General features: G+C 29.1%; 18 protein-coding genes. 7 read left to right on the forward strand and 11 right to left on the reverse strand.

The features are described 5' to 3' along the window. Positions 1-351: 351 nt before the first annotated feature. Complete coding sequence (locus tag NMK29_RS09285; protein WP_108804159.1) at positions 352-966, reverse strand: matrixin family metalloprotease; 615 nt, start codon at positions 964-966, stop codon at positions 352-354. Positions 967-1,662: 696 nt separating this feature from the next. Here NMK29_RS09285 and rlmF point away from each other — a divergent pair. Then, positions 1,663-2,544 carry a 23S rRNA (adenine(1618)-N(6))-methyltransferase RlmF gene (gene rlmF, locus NMK29_RS09290; RefSeq protein WP_108804158.1) on the forward strand — a complete coding sequence of 294 codons (882 nt, stop codon included), beginning with the start codon at positions 1,663-1,665 and terminating at the stop codon, positions 2,542-2,544. Between the two features lie 10 nt (positions 2,545-2,554). Here rlmF and NMK29_RS09295 read toward each other — a convergent pair whose 3' ends face one another. Continuing rightward, positions 2,555-4,105 carry a DEAD/DEAH box helicase gene (locus tag NMK29_RS09295; RefSeq protein WP_108804157.1) on the reverse strand — a complete coding sequence of 517 codons (1,551 nt, stop codon included), beginning with the start codon at positions 4,103-4,105 and terminating at the stop codon, positions 2,555-2,557. A 128-nt stretch (positions 4,106-4,233) separates the two neighbouring features. Continuing rightward, complete coding sequence (locus tag NMK29_RS09300) at positions 4,234-5,226, reverse strand: YceI family protein (RefSeq protein WP_108804156.1); 993 nt, start codon at positions 5,224-5,226, stop codon at positions 4,234-4,236. A gap of 127 nt (positions 5,227-5,353) precedes the next feature. On the opposite strand from NMK29_RS09300, the gene NMK29_RS09305 reads away from it, so the two are divergent. The 3 genes from NMK29_RS09305 to NMK29_RS09315 all read left to right on the forward strand — a co-directional run bounded on the left by NMK29_RS09305 (position 5,354) and on the right by NMK29_RS09315 (position 8,301). Then, the gene (locus tag NMK29_RS09305) at positions 5,354-6,238 is read left to right on the forward strand and encodes a winged helix-turn-helix domain-containing protein (RefSeq protein WP_108804155.1); all 885 of its coding nucleotides are present in this window, start codon (positions 5,354-5,356) and stop codon (positions 6,236-6,238) included. A 17-nt stretch (positions 6,239-6,255) separates the two neighbouring features. Then, complete coding sequence (locus tag NMK29_RS09310; protein ID WP_159092273.1) at positions 6,256-7,392, forward strand: AraC family transcriptional regulator; 1,137 nt, start codon at positions 6,256-6,258, stop codon at positions 7,390-7,392. A gap of 63 nt (positions 7,393-7,455) precedes the next feature. Next, positions 7,456-8,301: a CPBP family intramembrane glutamic endopeptidase gene (locus NMK29_RS09315; protein WP_108804153.1), complete on the forward strand. Its 846-nt coding sequence runs from the start codon at positions 7,456-7,458 to the stop codon at positions 8,299-8,301. 57 nt (positions 8,302-8,358) lie between these two features. Here the strand turns inward: NMK29_RS09315 and NMK29_RS09320 are convergent, their stop codons facing one another. The 3 genes from NMK29_RS09320 to NMK29_RS09330 form a co-directional block, all read right to left on the reverse strand. After that, positions 8,359-10,536 carry a TonB-dependent receptor gene (locus NMK29_RS09320; RefSeq protein ID WP_108804152.1) on the reverse strand — a complete coding sequence of 726 codons (2,178 nt, stop codon included), beginning with the start codon at positions 10,534-10,536 and terminating at the stop codon, positions 8,359-8,361. A gap of 72 nt (positions 10,537-10,608) precedes the next feature. Beyond that, the gene (locus tag NMK29_RS09325) at positions 10,609-10,926 is read right to left on the reverse strand and encodes a DUF6660 family protein (RefSeq protein ID WP_108804151.1); all 318 of its coding nucleotides are present in this window, start codon (positions 10,924-10,926) and stop codon (positions 10,609-10,611) included. A gap of 36 nt (positions 10,927-10,962) precedes the next feature. Beyond that, positions 10,963-11,610, reverse strand: a complete 648-nt coding sequence (locus NMK29_RS09330) for a class I SAM-dependent methyltransferase (protein ID WP_108804150.1) — start codon at positions 11,608-11,610, stop codon at positions 10,963-10,965. Between the two features lie 192 nt (positions 11,611-11,802). Here NMK29_RS09330 and NMK29_RS09335 point away from each other — a divergent pair, with 192 nt between their 5' ends. After that, on the forward strand, positions 11,803-13,170 hold the full coding sequence (locus NMK29_RS09335; protein ID WP_108804149.1) for a hypothetical protein: 1,368 nt from the start codon (positions 11,803-11,805) through the stop codon (positions 13,168-13,170). On the opposite strand, the gene NMK29_RS09340 is transcribed toward NMK29_RS09335, so the two are convergent. Together NMK29_RS09340 and NMK29_RS09345 are read right to left on the reverse strand one after the other, a co-directional pair. Beyond that, on the reverse strand, positions 13,167-14,912 hold the full coding sequence (locus tag NMK29_RS09340) for a hypothetical protein (protein WP_108804148.1): 1,746 nt from the start codon (positions 14,910-14,912) through the stop codon (positions 13,167-13,169). The genes NMK29_RS09335 and NMK29_RS09340 overlap by 4 nt on opposite strands. Before the next feature lie 282 nt (positions 14,913-15,194). Beyond that, a complete protein-coding gene (locus NMK29_RS09345; protein ID WP_108804147.1) occupies positions 15,195-15,617 on the reverse strand; it encodes a Dabb family protein in 423 nt (140 codons plus the stop codon). A gap of 165 nt (positions 15,618-15,782) precedes the next feature. On the opposite strand from NMK29_RS09345, the gene NMK29_RS09350 reads away from it, so the two are divergent. After that, the gene (locus NMK29_RS09350) at positions 15,783-16,211 is read left to right on the forward strand and encodes a hypothetical protein (protein ID WP_108804146.1); all 429 of its coding nucleotides are present in this window, start codon (positions 15,783-15,785) and stop codon (positions 16,209-16,211) included. 78 nt (positions 16,212-16,289) lie between these two features. On the opposite strand, the gene NMK29_RS09355 is transcribed toward NMK29_RS09350, so the two are convergent. The 3 genes from NMK29_RS09355 to NMK29_RS09365 all read right to left on the reverse strand — a co-directional run bounded on the left by NMK29_RS09355 (position 16,290) and on the right by NMK29_RS09365 (position 18,263). Then, positions 16,290-16,901, reverse strand: coding sequence for a hypothetical protein (locus tag NMK29_RS09355; protein ID WP_108804145.1), 612 nt, complete (start codon positions 16,899-16,901; stop codon positions 16,290-16,292). A gap of 3 nt (positions 16,902-16,904) precedes the next feature. Beyond that, positions 16,905-17,396, reverse strand: a complete 492-nt coding sequence (locus tag NMK29_RS09360) for an RNA polymerase sigma factor (protein WP_108804144.1) — start codon at positions 17,394-17,396, stop codon at positions 16,905-16,907. A gap of 219 nt (positions 17,397-17,615) precedes the next feature. Continuing rightward, positions 17,616-18,263, reverse strand: coding sequence for a hypothetical protein (locus tag NMK29_RS09365; RefSeq protein WP_108804143.1), 648 nt, complete (start codon positions 18,261-18,263; stop codon positions 17,616-17,618). 196 nt (positions 18,264-18,459) lie between these two features. Here NMK29_RS09365 and NMK29_RS09370 point away from each other — a divergent pair, with 196 nt between their 5' ends. Next, the gene (locus NMK29_RS09370; RefSeq protein ID WP_108804142.1) at positions 18,460-19,689 is read left to right on the forward strand and encodes a response regulator; all 1,230 of its coding nucleotides are present in this window, start codon (positions 18,460-18,462) and stop codon (positions 19,687-19,689) included. Positions 19,690-19,691: the final 2 nt, after the last annotated feature.

The raw sequence follows: 19,691 nt of genomic DNA on the forward strand, positions 1-19,691 counted from the left end.
AGATCGATCTATTCAAATATAATTTTAAGTATTAATAAATTATATGATAATTATCAGTTTAAAGAATACAAACATCTATAAGACACGTAAATAGTTAGCCTTAACAATAAAAAACATCCATAAAATGGATGTTTTTTAGAATTGAATTAATGCAGAATAATAACTGCTCTAAGGGTAAACACAGATTTTTCTTATTAAAAATCAAACAGATTAAATTGAAATAACACAATCTGTTTGATTAAAGGTTGTACAAACGCTCTTTAAAATAGTACTTAAAGAGCGATAATGCACACATACTAAAAGGGGATGTTCGAATAAATTGGGGCTATTGGTTGGGGCCTGAAATTATTTTTATTTTTCTTCTTCTATTTTCTCTAATGTCTTTTTAAGTCTATCTATTTGTACACTTGTGAAATCAGTTCTAAGATAAGGTCGTATCTGACTCATAATATTTCCCTCTTCTGGATAATGATGAAGACCTAAAGCATGTCCTATTTCGTGTGGAGCCGTGGATGTAAACAAAAATTCATCAGTAATTAAAGCTCTTTTATCTTTACCTATTCCAGCAATAGCAATTGTATTTGATCTTTTCATTACAAAAATATTTATTCTATCCTCACGGTAATAGTCCTGGGTTTCCTGCAAAAACACACTAGATTCGCGCCCTCTATTATCTTTTAAATCATATAATTCATCACTATTTAACGTCTTTATGTCACCTTTCTCTAAACCTATTCCATATCTATGAAAGAAACTACCATTTAGATTCGCTATAAAATCATTTTCATTTAGATTATAAGAAGATTTTCCCGAAACACCTGTTGGCTGTACATATATAATATCGACTTTTATAGTTTTCTCTAAGTTATCCGAAAAAATTTGTTCAATCGCATACGAATCAGAGTCATCCTCTGCAGCGCAGGAAACAAAAATCGATAACACAAATAATAGTTTTAATAATTTCATGGCTTGTTGTCTTTTTTTTGATTGTTGATCTTATATTTTAACTATATCAGTAAGTCTATTCTTACCTATATTTAATAAATTAAAATGAGTCTAACTTTTTAATTAAATAAGCCTTTAATTAATTTCTAACGAGCGCAAGTAATTATTGCTTGTAATCGTTATTAATACTTGTGTGAGAGTGAGTGTGATAATCGATCAATTCAAAGATAGAGAATAATGTCGCTTACATAATGGGGTATTTTCCCCCATGTATAAATATTAACTATTTATAAAATAGCGTGTTAACTTAAATTTTAACAAAAAGTAATTGTTAATATTAAAACTAGGATATTAAGCTGAAATTCTTTTGAGTACAGCGTAGAATAAGGAGTTAAGGATTTTAACAGTTGAAATGTTAAATTTTATTATTTACGGTTAAACCGTATTCATGGTACTGCAAAAATAAAGCATGACTAAAACCCAGTATATAAGCACTTTAACATATAAAAATAGAAAGTTTAACAAAATTAACAATGTATTTTAACGGCATTAAACGTTATTTCAACGAAAGTATTACGTATTTCACCTAAATTTTACCAGGACAGAACACAAAAACATATTTTTCTTTTCCAAAATCGATGAAAGATTACAAATTATCAATCAAAATAATATGGTTTGAATATTGTTATATTTGACTTCATTATATACCTGTATCAATTGCATCCAAAAAACAAACATAATTCTTCGTATAATTTTGAAGAACTTAAAAGTAATCATAGGGAATTATCTGATTACTTAATAAGCAATCCCCATAATAACAACGTCACTATTGATTTTTCTAATAGTCAAGCTGTTTTGGAATTAAATAAAGCAATTCTAAACTATTATTATGAAATTGAGAATTGGGATATCCCAAAAGGATCCTTATGCCCTCCTATCCCAGGAAGAGCTGATTACATACATCACATAACTGATTTACTAGCTGAGGATATAAAAAAATCAAGTCTTATTAAAGGATTGGATATTGGAGTTGGTGCTAACTGTATATATCCGATTCTGGGAGCAAAGATTAATGGTTGGAAAATGGTTGGATCTGACATTAATTTAGATTCGGTTTCTTATGCAAGAAAAAACATAGCATCTAATTATAATTTAAAAGATTATATAGAAATAAGGCATCAAGAGAACAATGCTAATATTTTTAGAGGTATAATTCAATCAGAAGATTATTTTCATTTTACTATGTGTAACCCTCCTTTTCATTCTTCTCCTGAAGAGGCAAAAAAAGGAACACAACGAAAATTAAATAATCTGTCTCGATCAGATAAAACGATTATTCCGCTAGAATTAAATTTTGGTGGACAGGCTAATGAATTATGGTGTAATGGTGGTGAAGCTTTGTTTATCAAAAGAATGATCAAGCAAAGTACCGATTTTAAAAATCAAGTCGGTTGGTTCACATCACTAGTATCCAAAAAAGAAAATTTACCTAAGATTTATAAACAACTTAATAAATTAAATACCATCTATAAAACCATTGAAATGTCACAGGGAAACAAGAAAAGCCGTTTTGTAGCATGGAAATTCCCTAAAGAATAGTACTTATAACTTATTCTGGTGGTCTTCCATGAATCTCTTCAAACTTCTCGTCAAAATTCTCTCTTAAATAAGAGTTAAGTTTTTTCCTATAGTCATCCTTCAACCAAGATAAAAAATTGTGGGTACTTCTACTGATACATTTTGCATAGCTCTGAATTCTGTGATCAATATCATCTCCTAACATTTTAGCTAACGCAATAGCATCATAAACATCTTCACTGTTTTCTATACAAATTTTAGCATGCTGAGCTATAGATCTTTCTAGTACAACTTTAGAAGACTCACCTTTTCGTACAGAATCTAAATATGTTTCTTTAATATCAAAATAAACTTCCTCGGAATTCGCAAACTCTGCTCTTAATTCCGCAGGCATTTCATGCTTAAACTTACTCTCTATATCCTCATCATTAAGGAGTTTATCCATATAATAATCAGGAGAGTTGAATATTTTTTGCCAATCCAAATCAGCTCCCCAAGGACCAAATCTATGATAGTTATTTCCTAAATCAATAACATTAAATGAAGATTTGTTCTTTAGAATTCGTGAGCCTCTACCAATCATTTGATAATATAAAGTCAAAGATTTTGTAGCACGATTTAAAATAATTGTATCTACTGTAGGTTCATCAAATCCTGTAGTTAAAATACTCACTGATGTCAAAATAGCATCCGGAGTTTCTTTAAACCACTGAAGTATCTGTTTTCTTTGTTTTTTCGTAGCTGTATTATCTAAATGTGCAATCGGATATCCCGCAGATCTAAAAGTGTCATACACATGTAATGAAGTGTTGATACCGTTATTAAAAATTAATGTCTTTTTACCTTTAGAATGTTTTTCATATGCCTGTAATAATTGACTAAGCATATTACTATTAGTATATAAATCTTCGGAGGATTTTACAGTATAATCACCATTAGATCCAACTTCTAAGGAAGTTAATCCCATGTTATACGCAAATACTTCTGCACGTGCCAGAAATTCATTTTCTATTAGGGACTCTATAGTTTCACCAACAATTAGTTCATCATAATTGTCCTTCATTGGTAACTTTATATTAGAACTTAACGGTGTTGCGGTAACTCCTAAAATAAAAGATCTCTCAAAAAACTTAAATAATTTAGTAAAAGAATTATAATGTGCCTCATCTATAATCACCAAACCTATATCAGAGATATCCAATTTATCTTCATTTAACCTATTGTTCAAGGTTTCTACCATTGCTACGAAACAACTATATTTTTCTTGATCATCTAAGTTAGCTTTACTATCAACTACTTTATTATCTACACCAAAACCTGTAAGCATATTAGATGTCTGCTTACATAGTTCTATACGATGCGTCATCACCAATACTTTTCGATTATGATGTTTTAGATATTGTCTAACTATTTCAGAAAAAATAACCGTCTTACCTCCTCCAGTTGGTAACTGATATAAAAGATGGTAATCCTCTCTAGCATCCTCAAAGCTTTTAAAAATCCTATTTATAGCCCCTTTTTGATAGCTATATAAGTCTTTTCCTGTTTTCTTTTCTTGTAATTCTGTAGTTGACTCCGACATATTTTCTCATTTCTAGGGCTGCAAAACTAATTCCTTTTATGCATTTTTGCAGAATTTTTATCATAAAATATGTCATTATTTTTTTACAATTGGTTGTTAAACAAGTAAAATTGGATATCTTAATTGTATTATTCGGTTAATAATTTGACTTCAAAATGTATTTCATCCGATAATAAATTATTTTTTAAGTTCCCGAAAACACTACCTGATGCGTATGTTATATCCCACCTTGTTCTATCAATTATAAATTTAGAGATAAAAATCAGCTTACTATTATTATATGTAATGTTCGCCTCAAACTCTATGGATTGTTTGATATCTTTAATAGTTAAATCTGCTGTTATTAAAACATTGGAATCATCATTGTAGGTTACATTTACTATAGAAAGTTTAGCTACAGGAAAATTCTCTGTATCAAAGAAATCAGAATTTTTTAAATGATCTACTAACATCTCACTATACCCTCCATCTATATTGGCTATGGTATTCATGTTTATTATGAATTCTCCTCCAGTAACCTTTTCTTTTTCTTTAAAAAATTCACCACTAATGAAATCTACAGTTCCATAATGTCCGCTAGTATGGAGTTTATTAAAACCTTCCCATCTAATTTCACTGTTTTCCTTATCTATTTTTAGGCTATTGCCGTTTGTAGTTTTTGGAATTGGTTTCTTTTCGAGAATATCAATTAATTCTATATCGTAATGTAATGTAGAATCAGGATGCGGGAATGAAATGTTTCCAGTTCTTTTGCTTAAAGAAGGGGGAACTATTAATTTTCGTACCTCTCCTTTTTTCATACCTAACAACCCTTCATCTACTCCTTTTATGACTTGATCTCCGCCTACTAAGATCTTAAGAGGCTCTTTTCTGTTTCTAGAAGTATATACTAAAGAATCATTTGTGTACTTTGTTGTTTCGTGAATAAGGACTTCTTGTCCTTTCTCTACCATAGGTCCTGAACCATTTTTTACAACCTTATACCGAAGTCCCGACTCCGTTGTAATAAAACTCGTTTTCCCAGAACATCCAATAAACAATATACTTAATACTAAAACTATATATATTTTAACAGTATTATTAATCAATTTATAATGTTGAATTGTTACTTTAGTTTTCATCAATTTTCTTATTTTTAATTTTATAAAAACGAAAGTAATTTAGGGCTTACCTTACTTTACTAAATCAATTGTAAAAAAGTGTATCACAATTGTAAATTTTTATTTATTTATAGGATAGAATCATATTATGAAGGATAAAATCAAAATATTTGTTGTTATAGTTATCTCATTAATAGCGTTTCTATCGATCCATAGTTTTTCTTCTAAAAAAGTTTCATTTTATCCGGAAAAAGTTAAAATAGCCTTAAGAAATGTTGGCAATAAGTTATTGCTTAAAAATGGTGATTCTACATCATTGGTGTTACCAGTAAAAGAAGTATCAAAACAAGTGTTTGAGCTATCATTTCAAAAAGATGTAGCCATTAATCCAGAAATATTAGTATCTATTATTGATAATGAGCTAAGAAATGCAGAGCTTCCTGATGAATATATTACTGAATTAATTAACTGTAATACAAATGAAGTTTCTTATAGTTATGAAATATTTGGACCATTAATAGAAAATGACATCCCGTGTCTAGGAAGAAATCTTCCTAAAAGTTGTTATACAGTAAAAGTAATTATGCTAAAGGATCAAAACTCTTCCTTATATAGTGCGATGGGTAGTACATATACTATTTCTTTAGGATTATTACTTATTGTTCTTGTTACTGGAACAACTTTCTTAAAAAAGAAAACAAGAAAAGACAATATAGATCAAACATCAAATCATATTCTTTTAGGGAATCTGATATTTTATCCTAATGAACAAAAATTAAGTAATAATACCGGCGAAACATCATTAACAGCAAAAGAAAGTGAACTCCTTGCTATTTTTGCACAATATCCAAACAAAATTGTAAAAAGAGAGCAATTGATTAAACAAGTTTGGGAAGACAATGGAGTTATTGTTGGAAGGAGCTTAGATATGTTTATTTCTAAATTACGTAAAAAACTAGGTAAAGATTCTGAAGTAAAGATCACTAATGTTCATGGTGTAGGTTATAAATTAGAAATAATCTCATCTAATTGAACCAATACTGACTTTTTTTGAAAGATTTCTCTACATTCTTAACATACTCTGGAATTAGTACCATTTTTTTTCTAATGCTACTACTTACTCACACTTGGAAAAAACGTGAAGCAAACAGAATTCTTGCAAGTATTCTTTTAAGTTTTTTATTTCTTTTTATAACCTATGCTTCTTCGTATCTAAAATGGAATTTTCTTAGTATCATAGTATCGCCTATCGGTTTTGTTGCTCCTTTTGTATTAGGTCCGTTAATCTTTCAATACATCAAAACAATTTATACATCCAATATAAATAGCAAAAGTTTTATATATAGTTTACTACCGTTTGGGATTGCTTTTATTTTTTATAGTATTCCCCAATATATTTTTGGATTACCTGTAGATGAGGAAATAACCTTGTTAAGAATTGTTTCTATCGTTATTCCTTTTTTAGGTATACTACACCTCTCCTATTACCTGTTTTTAAGTAATAAGTTATTAAATCGTTTTAAAAAACTAGTAAAGAATAATTATGCCAATTTAAAGAGATTAGATCTAAAATGGTTATCAATATGGATTCGAGGATTTATTGTTTTTTTAATTATAGATCTGATTAGTGGAGTAATAATTGTTTCTTATCCTATTATGCCTATTTTCATATACACCAATCTCTTTTATTTAGTATTACTAATTTGGTATATTGGATATTTTGGTATTAATCAAACTCAAGTTTTTTTGATTAAAGAAATATCTCAAAATCCGATTAATGATTCTGCAAACAGATCTAAGTCATTTTTCAATTGTGAATCAGAAGAACTTTTAAATCTTAAATCTCAATTACAAATCAAGTTTAGAGAAGAAAAGCTTTTTAAGGAACAAGATCTTTCCTTGAAAAAAACAGCCGATATTCTGAATGTTTCCGACAAAAAGTTATCGCACTTATTGAATATCTGTATGGATTCTAATTTTTATGAATATGTAAATACCTATCGGGTTTCTTATTTTAAAGAACAGTTAGAACTTGGAGTTGCAGAGAAATTAACTCTATTATCTATTGCTTTCGATTCTGGTTTTAACTCTAAAGCTACTTTTAATAGAGTTTTCAAACAACAAGTTGGAATGACACCAATAAAGTTCAAAAAACAATTAGAAAAAAAGTCTCAAAGCTTCCATTGAGTCGATTGAAACATTGTTTATCTATTTATTTGCCAATCAAATTAATCTGATAAATAATATCTTATGAATTCAATCAATAATACTAATGATTCTATAACATCAGTTACAAATCAATATCAAAAATCAAAAAAATACATCCTATTAGTACTTGGTATTTCTTGGATCTTTGGATTTTCTACTACTACCCTTTTAGATTTTTCAGATCCTATTGCATACACTATTATAACTTTCATTTACGCATTTATTCCTGCCATTATCGCAATTATAATTAACAAAAATGAAGGAGGATCCTGGAAGGATTTAAAATTTTTTAAACCAGATTTCAAAAGTTCATTATATTCATTTATAATTCCTATTATTTATTTTGCCGCCGTTATTAGCATTCAGATGCTCTTAGATATAAGAATTATAAAAAGTTTAGATCAGATTAATCAAACTCCATTAACCCTTTCTCTTTTATTGATATTTGGATATCCAATTACAGTATTTCTAATACTCGGAGAAGAAATTGGATGGAGAGGATATCTTCAAGAAAAATTAATGAACAGTTTCGGAGCTTTTACAGGAATTTTTCTTCTTGGATTAGTTTGGGGTATTTGGCATATGCCTATCGCGCTTCAAGGCTATAATTTCCCAAATCACCCTTATATAGAAGCTTTTATAACCTACCCACTAGTTGGTATGGCACTTTCCCTAATTATTGCTTACCTAGGTTTTAATCGTTATTCTATTTTTATAGGAGCATTAGTACACGCTAGTAATAATCATTTCGGAGGTACATTTCTCACCTTAACAGAAACTAATAATGAATTTGCTCATTCTATGATTTTTAATGGTTTTTATGTAATAATCATATTAATTTTTGGATACTTATGGAGAAGAAAAACATTTAAGAACATAAAATCTTAAAGACTTAAAACAGGATATCTTCTCGACACTGAGAAGATATCCTATTAAATAAAGTTACTAATGATGCTCTTTTTGTCCAAAAGGTTTAAGTATGATTCCTGCACTTAGTATAAATCCATCTGTAGGAGCATAGATTTCTGCAAAAGTAGGGTCATTAGCAGGAGGCAAAACTAAAGGAGAAAACCTACTCTGTCTTCTGTCTGTAAAGTTTTCGAAGTTGACAAAGATTGTCCCCCAATTAAAATTACGCATTCCTAGCAATCCCATTAAAACATAATCTGTAGTTTCTGAACCATTAGAAAGTAATTGTTTACCTGTATAATAGGTTTCAAAACCTATTCGCCATTTTTCATTTTCATACATAAAAACACTTCCTGCGTTATGTCTTGCCGTTAATGGTTTTTGTGGGTTTCCATCCAAATAATTTAGTTGAGTATCTATAAAAGCATAATTAAGAAACCATCTAAAGTCTTTATAACTAAACTTAATATTTGTTTCGGCTCCTTTGCTTACAATATTATCATTCGCATTTTCATATTCAAAAAAACCAGTACCAGTATCACTAAGTAATAATCCATCTTGGATAGCAGTTACATAGAATAACTGATTAATAGAAAAATCTATCTCATCCGTAAGGTAGGTCTCATAATTAAAATCTAGGTTTACTCCGTAAGACCTTTCTGCTTCTATACGAGTATCATCAATAGCTAAAACATTATTGAAATTAATTAGTTCTGCTTCTTCAGTAAAGATATCTGGGATCTTATACCCTAATCCACCTCCAATCCTACTGGAAAAGGAATTATCTGATTTAAATAACAATGATACTTTGGGTAACGGAAAAAATCCCCAATCATCAGCATAATCAGCTCTAAAACCAGTTTCTAATATCCAGTTTTCAGAAAAATCATAAATGTTATTAATAAATAATCCAGCAGTTACATCATTCTGATCTCTTTCTAAAGAACTAGAATCTTCATCAAAATCTATGGTATATAAATTAGCTCCAAAAATCCAATCAGTTCTCTGCCCATCTTTCTTATATGCTATTTCTGTAAAAGAATTAATTTGAGTTCCACTAAAATTAATATCTGGAACGATTAAATCACGATTAAAATAAGCGAAACTATTTTTTATGTTTATGGATCTTAAACTATCAATTTCTGTAGTATAGACGGCTTGTGTACTTACTCTTTTTGAAACATTTTCTTCTGTGTATAAATTATTATCGTCATTTTCAATCCCATTAACATCTCCTCCTATTCTATCATCATACGTTCCATTTACACCAAACCAAAACGTAGTTTTATCTGATGGATAGTAGAATAACTTAGGGTTTATAGAAATAGACTTAGTACGCGGTAAATTACTAAAACCATCATCCTCAGGATCATATTCTTTTTGATAATGACCAGATCCATAGAGGGTAATCCCAAACTTATTATTACGCTTACTAAAGAAAGTATTAAGTGTAGTTCCTAAAGCGTGTGTTTGCGTAAGCATAATATCTAAATCTGGTTCTTTTTCTGGTGTTTTAGAAATTAAATTCACTAATCCTGCAATAGCTCCACCACCATAAAGTGTAGAAGAACTTCCTTTGATGATTTCAAATTGCTTTAAATCTAAAGGAGGAATATGCAAAATACTAAGACCACTCGAAAACCCTGAATATAAAGGAAATCCATCCCTTAATAACTGAGTATATCTACCATCTAATCCTTGAATCCTTATATTAGAATTCCCGCTACTTAATGATGTTTGCTGCATCTGTATTCCTGTACTTTCTCTTAACACCATAGAGATATTGGTAGCATTCATAGCATTTTTCTCACTTAGCTCTTCGCCACCAATAACTTCTATCCTAGTTGGAATTCTTTTTATAGTTCGAGTGCTTCTATTAGATTCCAAAAACACTTCCTCCAAAGCTTCCCCATTTTCCTTAAGATACACAATCAATACTTCCTCATATGGAATTTCTAAATTGCGATCTAAAGAATTGAATCCTAAAAATGATATTTTAATATTATAATTTCCTTTAGGAATATCATTAATAGTTGCCATACCATCAAGTCCGGTTATACTACCTTTGTCCATATCTTGGATATAAACGGAAGCACCAACTAAAGGTTCTTGATTTGTCTCATTAAGTACTTTTATATTTAAAACACTATTTTGCGCATGAGTATATGCACATAGCGATATGAAGAGCATTACGCTCCATATTATGTTTTTCATTCTAAAATGATATTATTTATTAGATAAATGTATTCTTCCACTTTTATTCTGTGAAAGCCAATATTATATTCATCAAATAAATTGAGGCGGTTGCCAAATATTAGGAAGATAAAAGAAATTGTACTCAGGTTGATCTGTAAAATCATCTTTTGATATGATTGTACTTTTAACCTCTATATCAAATGGTTTTATCAATTCGTAAGTAATTGTAAGTCCACAACAGGTACAAACACATAAGGAAGCACAAGAATCATCTGTATCATCGGAATGATTATGGTTCTTATCATTTATTGACAATTCATCTTGATGTTCTACATTAAAAGAATCAGAGCATGGCGCTATTGTCATAGCTAATAAGAAAACAGATAATATTACGGTTAGAAATCTCATGTGTTTTACAAAGATATATGAAATAGATGGCAATGTTTACTTCTCTCCAACTAAAATCCAAATTCGTTTATCTTTCTCGTTTTTCCACCTACCAAAATCTTTAATTTCTGTTTTAATTCTAAATCCAGAATCAATCAATTCATCTTTTACATAGTGTATAGCTAACGTATGTGCTTCTGTTTGTTGATTTCTTGATTTATTAAGCATATGTTGTTTAAACTTTTCTATAACAACTATTTTTCCTTTAGACTTAAGAGCTTTCTTTACATGTTTTAATATTTTTATATAATCCTCCATTTCGTGATATGTATCAAGAATAATTGCAACATCGAGAGACTCATCTAGTAATTTAGGATTATCATAATCTCCTAAAATTGTAGTTACATTTTTTAAGTTTCTTTCAACAAGATATTTATTTAACTTTTCTAGCCTATCCTTTCGAACATCAACTGAAAATACTTTACCAGTTTCTCCTACTTCCTTGGAAATATGAATCGACAAGTATCCTTCGTGACAACCAATATCTGCAACAATACTTCCTAATTCAATTCCGGCTATTTCAAAAATTTCGGAAACTTTCATCCAAGTATCTCTTTCTTCCCAATCATATGCTTTATACTGAGCATTTGTTATTTGAAACCCTAATAGAATGAATAGAAATAAAACGATGTTATACGCTTTCATATTGTTAATATTTCATGATTAACATTGATTATATGATAGTTAGGTAAATTAAAATAGCTTATAATTAAACTACATCTATGTTTTTTAAGAAAAGTTTGTGCTTTATTTATAGGAAAAAAAGGATATTGAGCTAAAATTCTATGTAACACAGTCATTAATTATTCTTCTTATACAATAGATCATAAATTAATAATGAAAAAAGAACTACTTATTATACTTGGGGTATACCTATGTAATTGGATATTAAGTCTAATTCTTTTTGTTATAGGTGCCATGGTAATTGCTGATGTTACCTTTTTAGATTCTTTTACATATTTTTTTGAAGCATTACAAAGAACTAACTTTCTTAAAGCAATTCATGTTTTATTTATTATACTTTATTGCTGTTTTCTAATTTTCAGGTACTTCATTAGGTTACAGAGAAAAAAAGGTTTCAAATTAATGGCAAAACAACTATCACTAAGACTCTTTACCCCTGCCATCGTATTATTCGGTATTTATAAATTTATTGTCATTAAAAATAGCTACGAAAACTTCCAATATAATTGGATTCCTGCGGTAGAAAACAAAAGTGGTATATCTAAAGATTTATATGAAATAGATGGGAAACATCGTGGAATGAATGTTTTTGGTTGGAATAATGATCATACGAAGGCAATCAATGATTTAATTAAATCTAATATAGAATGGGTTGCTATTGTTCCTTTCTTAGATCAAGAGGATGAACAAACATTAACAATGCGGGTTCCTAACGAAATTGGGCAATGGTCGCGAAGAGATAGTTTGCATATCAAAACAATTAAAGAACTGAAGAAAAAAAACGTACATATCATGCTTAAGCCTCACCTGTGGTTATCTAATGGATGGAGGTCAAATATTACACATACGAATGAATCCAATTGGGATACTTGGTTCGACTCTTATCGTGCTAATATGATACATTATGCGAAAATGGCAGCATTAACAGAAGTTGAACTGTTTTGTATTGGGACTGAATTAAAAAGCTCGCTAAAAGCTCAGCCAAAAAAATGGAACTTATTGGTTAAAGAAATCAGAGCTATTTATAAAGGGAAACTCACCTATGCTGCAAATTGGGATGGAGAATATGAGTTAATTGATTTTTGGAATGATATGGATTATATAGGTATTCAAGCATATTTTCCTTTAACCCAAAAATCAAATCCAGAAATTAATGTCGTTAGGAGTGGGTGGAAAACACATATAGATCTGCTAGAATCATTATCCAAAAAACATAATAAACCCATCTTATTTACAGAAGTAGGATATAAAAGTGAAGCTTCAGGAACCATCAGGCCTTGGGAGTGGGGTTCAGCACTGAGTATTTTATCTAAACAAAAATCTGATAAAACTCAGCAAATAGCTTTTGAAGCATTATACCAAGAATTATGGAATAAAAAATGGTTTGCTGGCACCTATATTTGGCAATGGAATACTCAATCAAAAAAAGAAAATGCTGCCACAGACCTTGATTTTTCTCCAAGGTATAAGCCTGCAGAAAATACAATAGCCAAATGGTATTCTACTACCAATTGTGATTAAAATTTAGATAAAAAGACAGCTGGATTGTCACGCGCTATAATATCAAATTCTTCTACAGTAAGATTCCCAGTTGTAGTAGCTACCAAATTCTTTTCGGCAGAATGATTTCTAACGACATAGAAATCGGTCCCAAATAAAACTTTATCTCCTAATTTAGGATTATTAATAGTTTGCCTTAACAATGGAAAAATTTGATCATCATGTAGGATATAACTAATATCGGCATATACATTATCATGTTGTAACATCATACTACAAATAATAGAATACCAGTCAACATATTTCCAGCAATCCTGGAGTTTTTTCCAACTAAATTTTTGATTAGCAGTGTATAAAAAATCTATTCCGAAATCTGGTTCTTTTATTAATTCATTACTGTATCCGTATCGATCTAGCTCTAAATACTTATTCCACTGATCTTCTCCACCAAAATGAGCAAAACAAATTTTAAGATGAGATAAATTATATTTTAATTCTGTATTTAAATCAGTAAATCCAAATAGATCTCTTATATCCTGTCTACATTGGCTTACTAAAATTCGTAATAATTCTTCTTTAAGTAACACCAAGTAATTCATAGGATGTGTAAAATTTAAAGAAAAGTCCTTGTTTTTACGTTGTGGTAATAATAAAGGCTCATAAATTTCATTTTTAAGGTTTACAATCTCTTTAAAGATTGGATGCGACTCCCATTCCTTTTTCTTTGCTCCTCTATAAAATATTGTTCCCTTAATACAATGTGTCATAATTGGAAGTTGGTTATCTGCTGCATATTTCCAAAGTGGCAATAACTCTTCATCAAAAGGATAATAGCCTAATGCCGGGTAAATTTTAAACCCATCAAATTTTTTATCCTCTATGTATTCTTTTATAAAACAATCCTCTAATGTAACTGTGCCATTATTAAAAGTGTATTTAAAATGATCCTTTTCGTCTTTTATTCTGCGCGGTTCAGCAAACACGAATGGAAGAAAAGCATCTTTATTAATACTGTTTTCCTTTATATCAGCTAATTCTTGCATCTGATGTTGATAAGAATTTTCTGGTTTTAATCTACCAGCTCCCATATATTCCATATCCATTGGTAGAACTATAAATTTTGTTCCAGGCGGATATTGTTCTTTCATGGATGAAAAAATTTTACTTTGATTTTTATACAGAGTAAATCTCCCTAATAACAAATATCTTTCTAATAAATCTTTAGTCATCTTACCTGGTAGAATAGCGAAAAACTTAAAAGTCTTACTTAGAATAAACCAAATGAAATTACGTCCACTCTTGAAATAACTAAAAAGTATGAAAGAAAGAAGAATTTGCAGATATACATTTTTTATTGGAATCAACAGGTTATGATCTATTAACCAAGTCTGAAGTTTAACAACATATCCTATTATTTCATTTTGTTCGGGATTAAAAACAAGTGATAGCCATTTAAATATTATAAAAAACACATGAATAGTCAGTAACATTCCAATTAAAGACAACAATCCTGAAAGCAGTTTGTTTCTTCGTAATTTAATAGCTTTTAGTATTCTTTTACGTCTTTTTTCTATATAAGGATCCTTATATTTCCTATTATTACTTGATATGCTATTTTTAAATATTTTAAGTATTAATGTTGTATTTAATAAATAACTAAATGGCCAAGGAACAAAAGTTTTAGCTAAATATGGAGGAACATGTTCTCCTCTAAAAATATGGGTGTGACAATTTATTACAGGTTTTTTAGTACAATCACTCATAATCAATTGATTTAAAAAGAGTTATTTATTGTGGTTTATATCAAAGGGCTATCTATACTATATGTTCATTGGGATCTGAGCATATAAGGGTGCAATTATGAATTCTAAACCCAAATCTAATTTAATTTAGATTTAAAGTTGAATTATTAATGAAGTTTTTTTACCCTATCCTGGTACTCCTTCTTCTGAAGAAATTATATCATCAAGACAAATTACTATTTACAACAATTATGGTTAGTACTATTGGGAAACTAATTATTATGAAGTTTTGATAGAAAAATATTAATCTAAACTTATAGTATCATATATCTGTACTTTATTCCATAGCGAAGAAGCTTCTTTAATAAATAACAAATGAGCTTCTTCTTTTTGATATAAATCCTGCTCTTCTTTTGATGAAAAAGTAACGATTATAGAATACGTATATGTATTATCCACTACTTCTCGATCTGTACCTGCTGGAGTTCCAACAAAGTTAGTCTTCGCATATTTTGATGTATTAAGGAATTTAGTGAGAGATTTTTCAAAAAGTTCTCTTTCTTCAAGGTTATCAGGATTATTAAGCCATATGTAAACGGAGTGAACAAAGTTCTTATCAAATACTGGTTCTTTTTTATTGCAAGATAATACCGTAGAAATTAGTACAACAAAGATTAAAAACAAGAATTTTTCACCTATGTTATTATATATTTTTTGAAGGTTCATATTATTAATGATTAGTTAGATTTCTTAAAAATACGAAACAACTAGCAATCTTTATAATTCTAATATATTGAACAATAATTTACAATTAACAGCCTAAAGAAATTTGCGTTTAATTAGGTTTCTGCATACATTGTTAGCTCAAAACAACTTAATAATCAATTAATTATGAACACAACGAACAAATTACCTGTATGGTTTTGGGTCATCAGTATTATTGCTCTTATATGGAATATTATGGGAGTAATGGCCTATTTAGGTCAAGCATATATGACAGAAGAAATACTTAATGCAATGCCAGAAGCTGATCAAAATTTTTATAATAATATTCCTGCTTGGGTAACTGCTGTATTTGCTATAGCAGTTTTTTCTGGACTATTTGGTTGCATAGCTCTTTTGATAAGAAAAAAAATTGCCATTATACTTTTTATAGTGTCATTATTGGGGATATTAGCCCAACAAACGTACAACTTTTTCATACAAGATTTTGTAGAGCTATCTGGTCAAAGAGTGTATATGCCAGTTATAATCTTAGTATTCGCAATATTTTTAATATGGTTTTCTAAATTCTCTAACTCGAAAAGGTGGATTTCGTAAATCGTAATAAATAGAATTTAAAAAAAATCACAAATGGTATCTAATTTTAGATACCATTTGTATTATGTTAAAACAAACTTATTCATTGGATTGTAAGTCTTTTAATATATCTTCTGCATCATTGATATTCTTTCCATAGCATTTTTTAACCCATTTAGCAAAAAACACAAAAAAGGTAATCCCCATAGGTATAAAAACTAATAATGGCCAGAGGTTTTTAACACCTGTAAACATATCTTTTCCTCCCAAAATTTTAGAAGTAACTGGTAAAATAAAAAAGATTAGTAAAAAACTAAGGTAGTAGGATGTTTTTTGAAGTGATTGGAATTGTTTTTTATTTCTAGTATACTTTATTAATGTATCTCTATAACTATTTTCATAGAAATTGATCCCACTCATTTTATTAATAGACCTTAACGATAATATTGGTAATATAATTAGTATAATGGCGGATGATATACCAAAAAACATATTATACCAAGTTTCTAACTCATTAATATTCAATAAAATTAATAACGCCATACCGAAACAAATAATTGTTCCAAATATTTCTGGGTAAGCAATTCTATTCCATTTTTTTCTATACTGTTCTTGTGTCATCATCATAATCATTTTATCTGTTAGTTTTTTTTGTTTTTCTAATTGGCCGCTTATCTCAGACCATACGTTTTGCATTTCTTCTAATTCCATCTATTACCCTTTTTTAACTATTTGAGTTTTTAATTTTTGTTTTATCCTAGATATTCTAGTTCCCACATTGGTTGGTGTTAATCCTGTAATCAATGCAATTTCTTCATATTTCTTACCTTCTAGCAGTAATAGGATGAGTCCTTTTTCTAAATCACTAAGCATTTTAATATGTGCATACAGTATTTTTAATTTTTCTTCGAACTCTGTATTATAGTTTTCAGTTTGTTTAAGTACTATTTGATCAATCCCTACTCTATTTCCTTTTCTCTTTTCTTTTTTTAATCTTGTAATCGCAGTATTTAATGCTACTCGATACATCCAAGTACTCACCTTAGCATCTCCTCTGAAAGAATCATACGCCTTCCATAATTGATATACTATTTCTTGATATAAATCTTGCTGGTCTTCGGATTGATCTGTATAAACTGTGGTTATTTTAAAAATAACACCTTCGTTCTCTTTAATAATCCGAGTAAACTCTTCTTCTTTACTCATATTGAGTTTCTTTTTACCATTAGTATATGGTATTCCAAAAAAATCACAAAAAAATTAAAAATTATTAATAAAGCTATGAATTAAATGTGCTCAAAGCCTATAATACAAAGTGAAATATTATGCAGAAAAAAATACTGTAGTAAATAAGTGAAGAAAACTTATATAGATAATCGGATTAAAAAGAAAGAAGAAAATTGAATGATAAATAGTAGTTAAAAATCACTCCTTAACAACAATGATAGTTGCTTTTACTCCAGTAGTCAAATTCCATTCGTTGGCTGTAATAATATTACCTTGATCATCGTGGAGCTGAAACTCTGCTGTATTGGGTCCAGAAGTACCTTGATTAAGAGCTTCTATATCAATTTTATTAAATCCTTTAATAAGATCTATCTTAAACCCTTCGAAAATGCTATTTAAATAAACATTAGATCGGATTACATCATCATTTAAAAAGATACGGACTAAATCACCATCTACCGACTGATGATCGCGATAAATAAGATAGACAAATTCTGATTTACTTTTAAAATCTCCCAGATACTGATCTGACTTATACTCTTCCTTTATTTCTTTATCCTTTTGGAACCATTTAGGAACTACTTTAAAGTTAGGTTGTAATAGACCATTATCACCAGTCATATCAAAAGGCTTTTGAGTTCTATTAAACCTTATAGAATCTTTTGGACTTTTATATAAACTGAAGTTATTTTTCGGTTTAGTCAAACCTGGAGTAAGTTTATATGTGCTTGTTCCTAAAGTATTACTATTGTCATCTATTTTTATAGATGACAAAGGCTTTTCTATCTGTGAAATCATTGAATTCACAAAAAATAATAATAACACCGATATAACTGTAGATTTCATCTTCCTCACTCCTTTATCAGATATTGTCGTTAAAGATACTCATTCCCTTACTTTTTTTTATTATTAGTTATCAAAAACTCGACCAAACCACCAATATATTCAGTAAACCAATAAAAAAACCACTTTTATGAAAAAAACTCCTTTTTAAACTTGTAAGATAAATCCGATATCTTTTATTTTGTCATAAAAACAACCAATGATCTCTTATGCCGTCTGGACCTTATTATCCATCTTAGTTATTTTTTTAAGTTACAAGTGTTATTTATTAGCTTCTAATCTTAAAAAAAAGGACCAAGAACTAAGCTCTTTAAAAAATTCTTCTGAAAAGAAAGTACAAAAAAATCAAGAGTTTATATCGTCACTTAGTCAAGAATTAAGAACTCCTCTTTATGGAATTATGGGCTTGACTAATATTTTATATAATGAACATCCAGAATTAGAACATAATAAAAATCTTAAGTCTTTAAAATTTTCTGGTGATTATTTATTAACTCTTATTAATAATGTTTTACAGGTAAACATTCTGGAGTCGGATACAATTATTACCGATAAAAGACCAATTAATCTACGTGAACTTACTCAGAATATTGTACAATCTTTTGGTTATGCCACGGAAAACAGTGGTAATACTTTAGATTTAGATTTTGATAATGATATTCCAGAAAAATTACAAGGAAATCCAGCTATCCTATCACAGATATTAATGAATCTAATTAGTAACGCTTTACGATTTACTAAAAATGGAAACATTGTTTTTTCGGTGCATTTAATCAATAAAAAAGGAAAATTCAATAATATATCCTTTAAGATTAAGCATGATGGAAACGAAGTATCTGAAGAAGATGAAAAATCTATCTATCAAGAATTCATAGATATAGAAAAGGTTAAAAAGTCCTATTTAGGAACAGGAATAAATTCTACAATAGTAAAGAGACTTGCTAAATCAATAGATGGAGAAATCATTTTACAGAATAATTCTCAAGCAGGTTCTGAGTATGCTTTTGTATTAAACTTGGAAACAATTAACCCAAATAACAAAGGGGTCAATCCAGATGCAAATAATAACAAACAAAAAGCATTAATTGTTGATGATAATAAGCTTAATCTATTAGTTGCAGATAAAATACTCTCCAAAGAAAATTTTGAGTGTACGACTATCGATAATGGTTTTGATGCTATAGAACTTGCTAAAGATCATTCTTATGATATCATTTTGATGGATATAAATATGCCAAAGCTAAATGGAATTGGTACTACCAAAAGAATTAGAGAATTTGATAACAAAACACCTATAATTGCATTGACCGCAGTTGATGTCACGCAATTAAATAGACAAATTATGCAAGCTGGATTAAACGATTATATCCTAAAACCATATGACAAAAGCATCTTACTAGAGATGATTAACAAATACGTAGAAAATTAATA

This window comes from Aquimarina sp. Aq107, assembly GCF_943733665.1.
Lineage (GTDB): Bacteria > Bacteroidota > Bacteroidia > Flavobacteriales > Flavobacteriaceae > Aquimarina.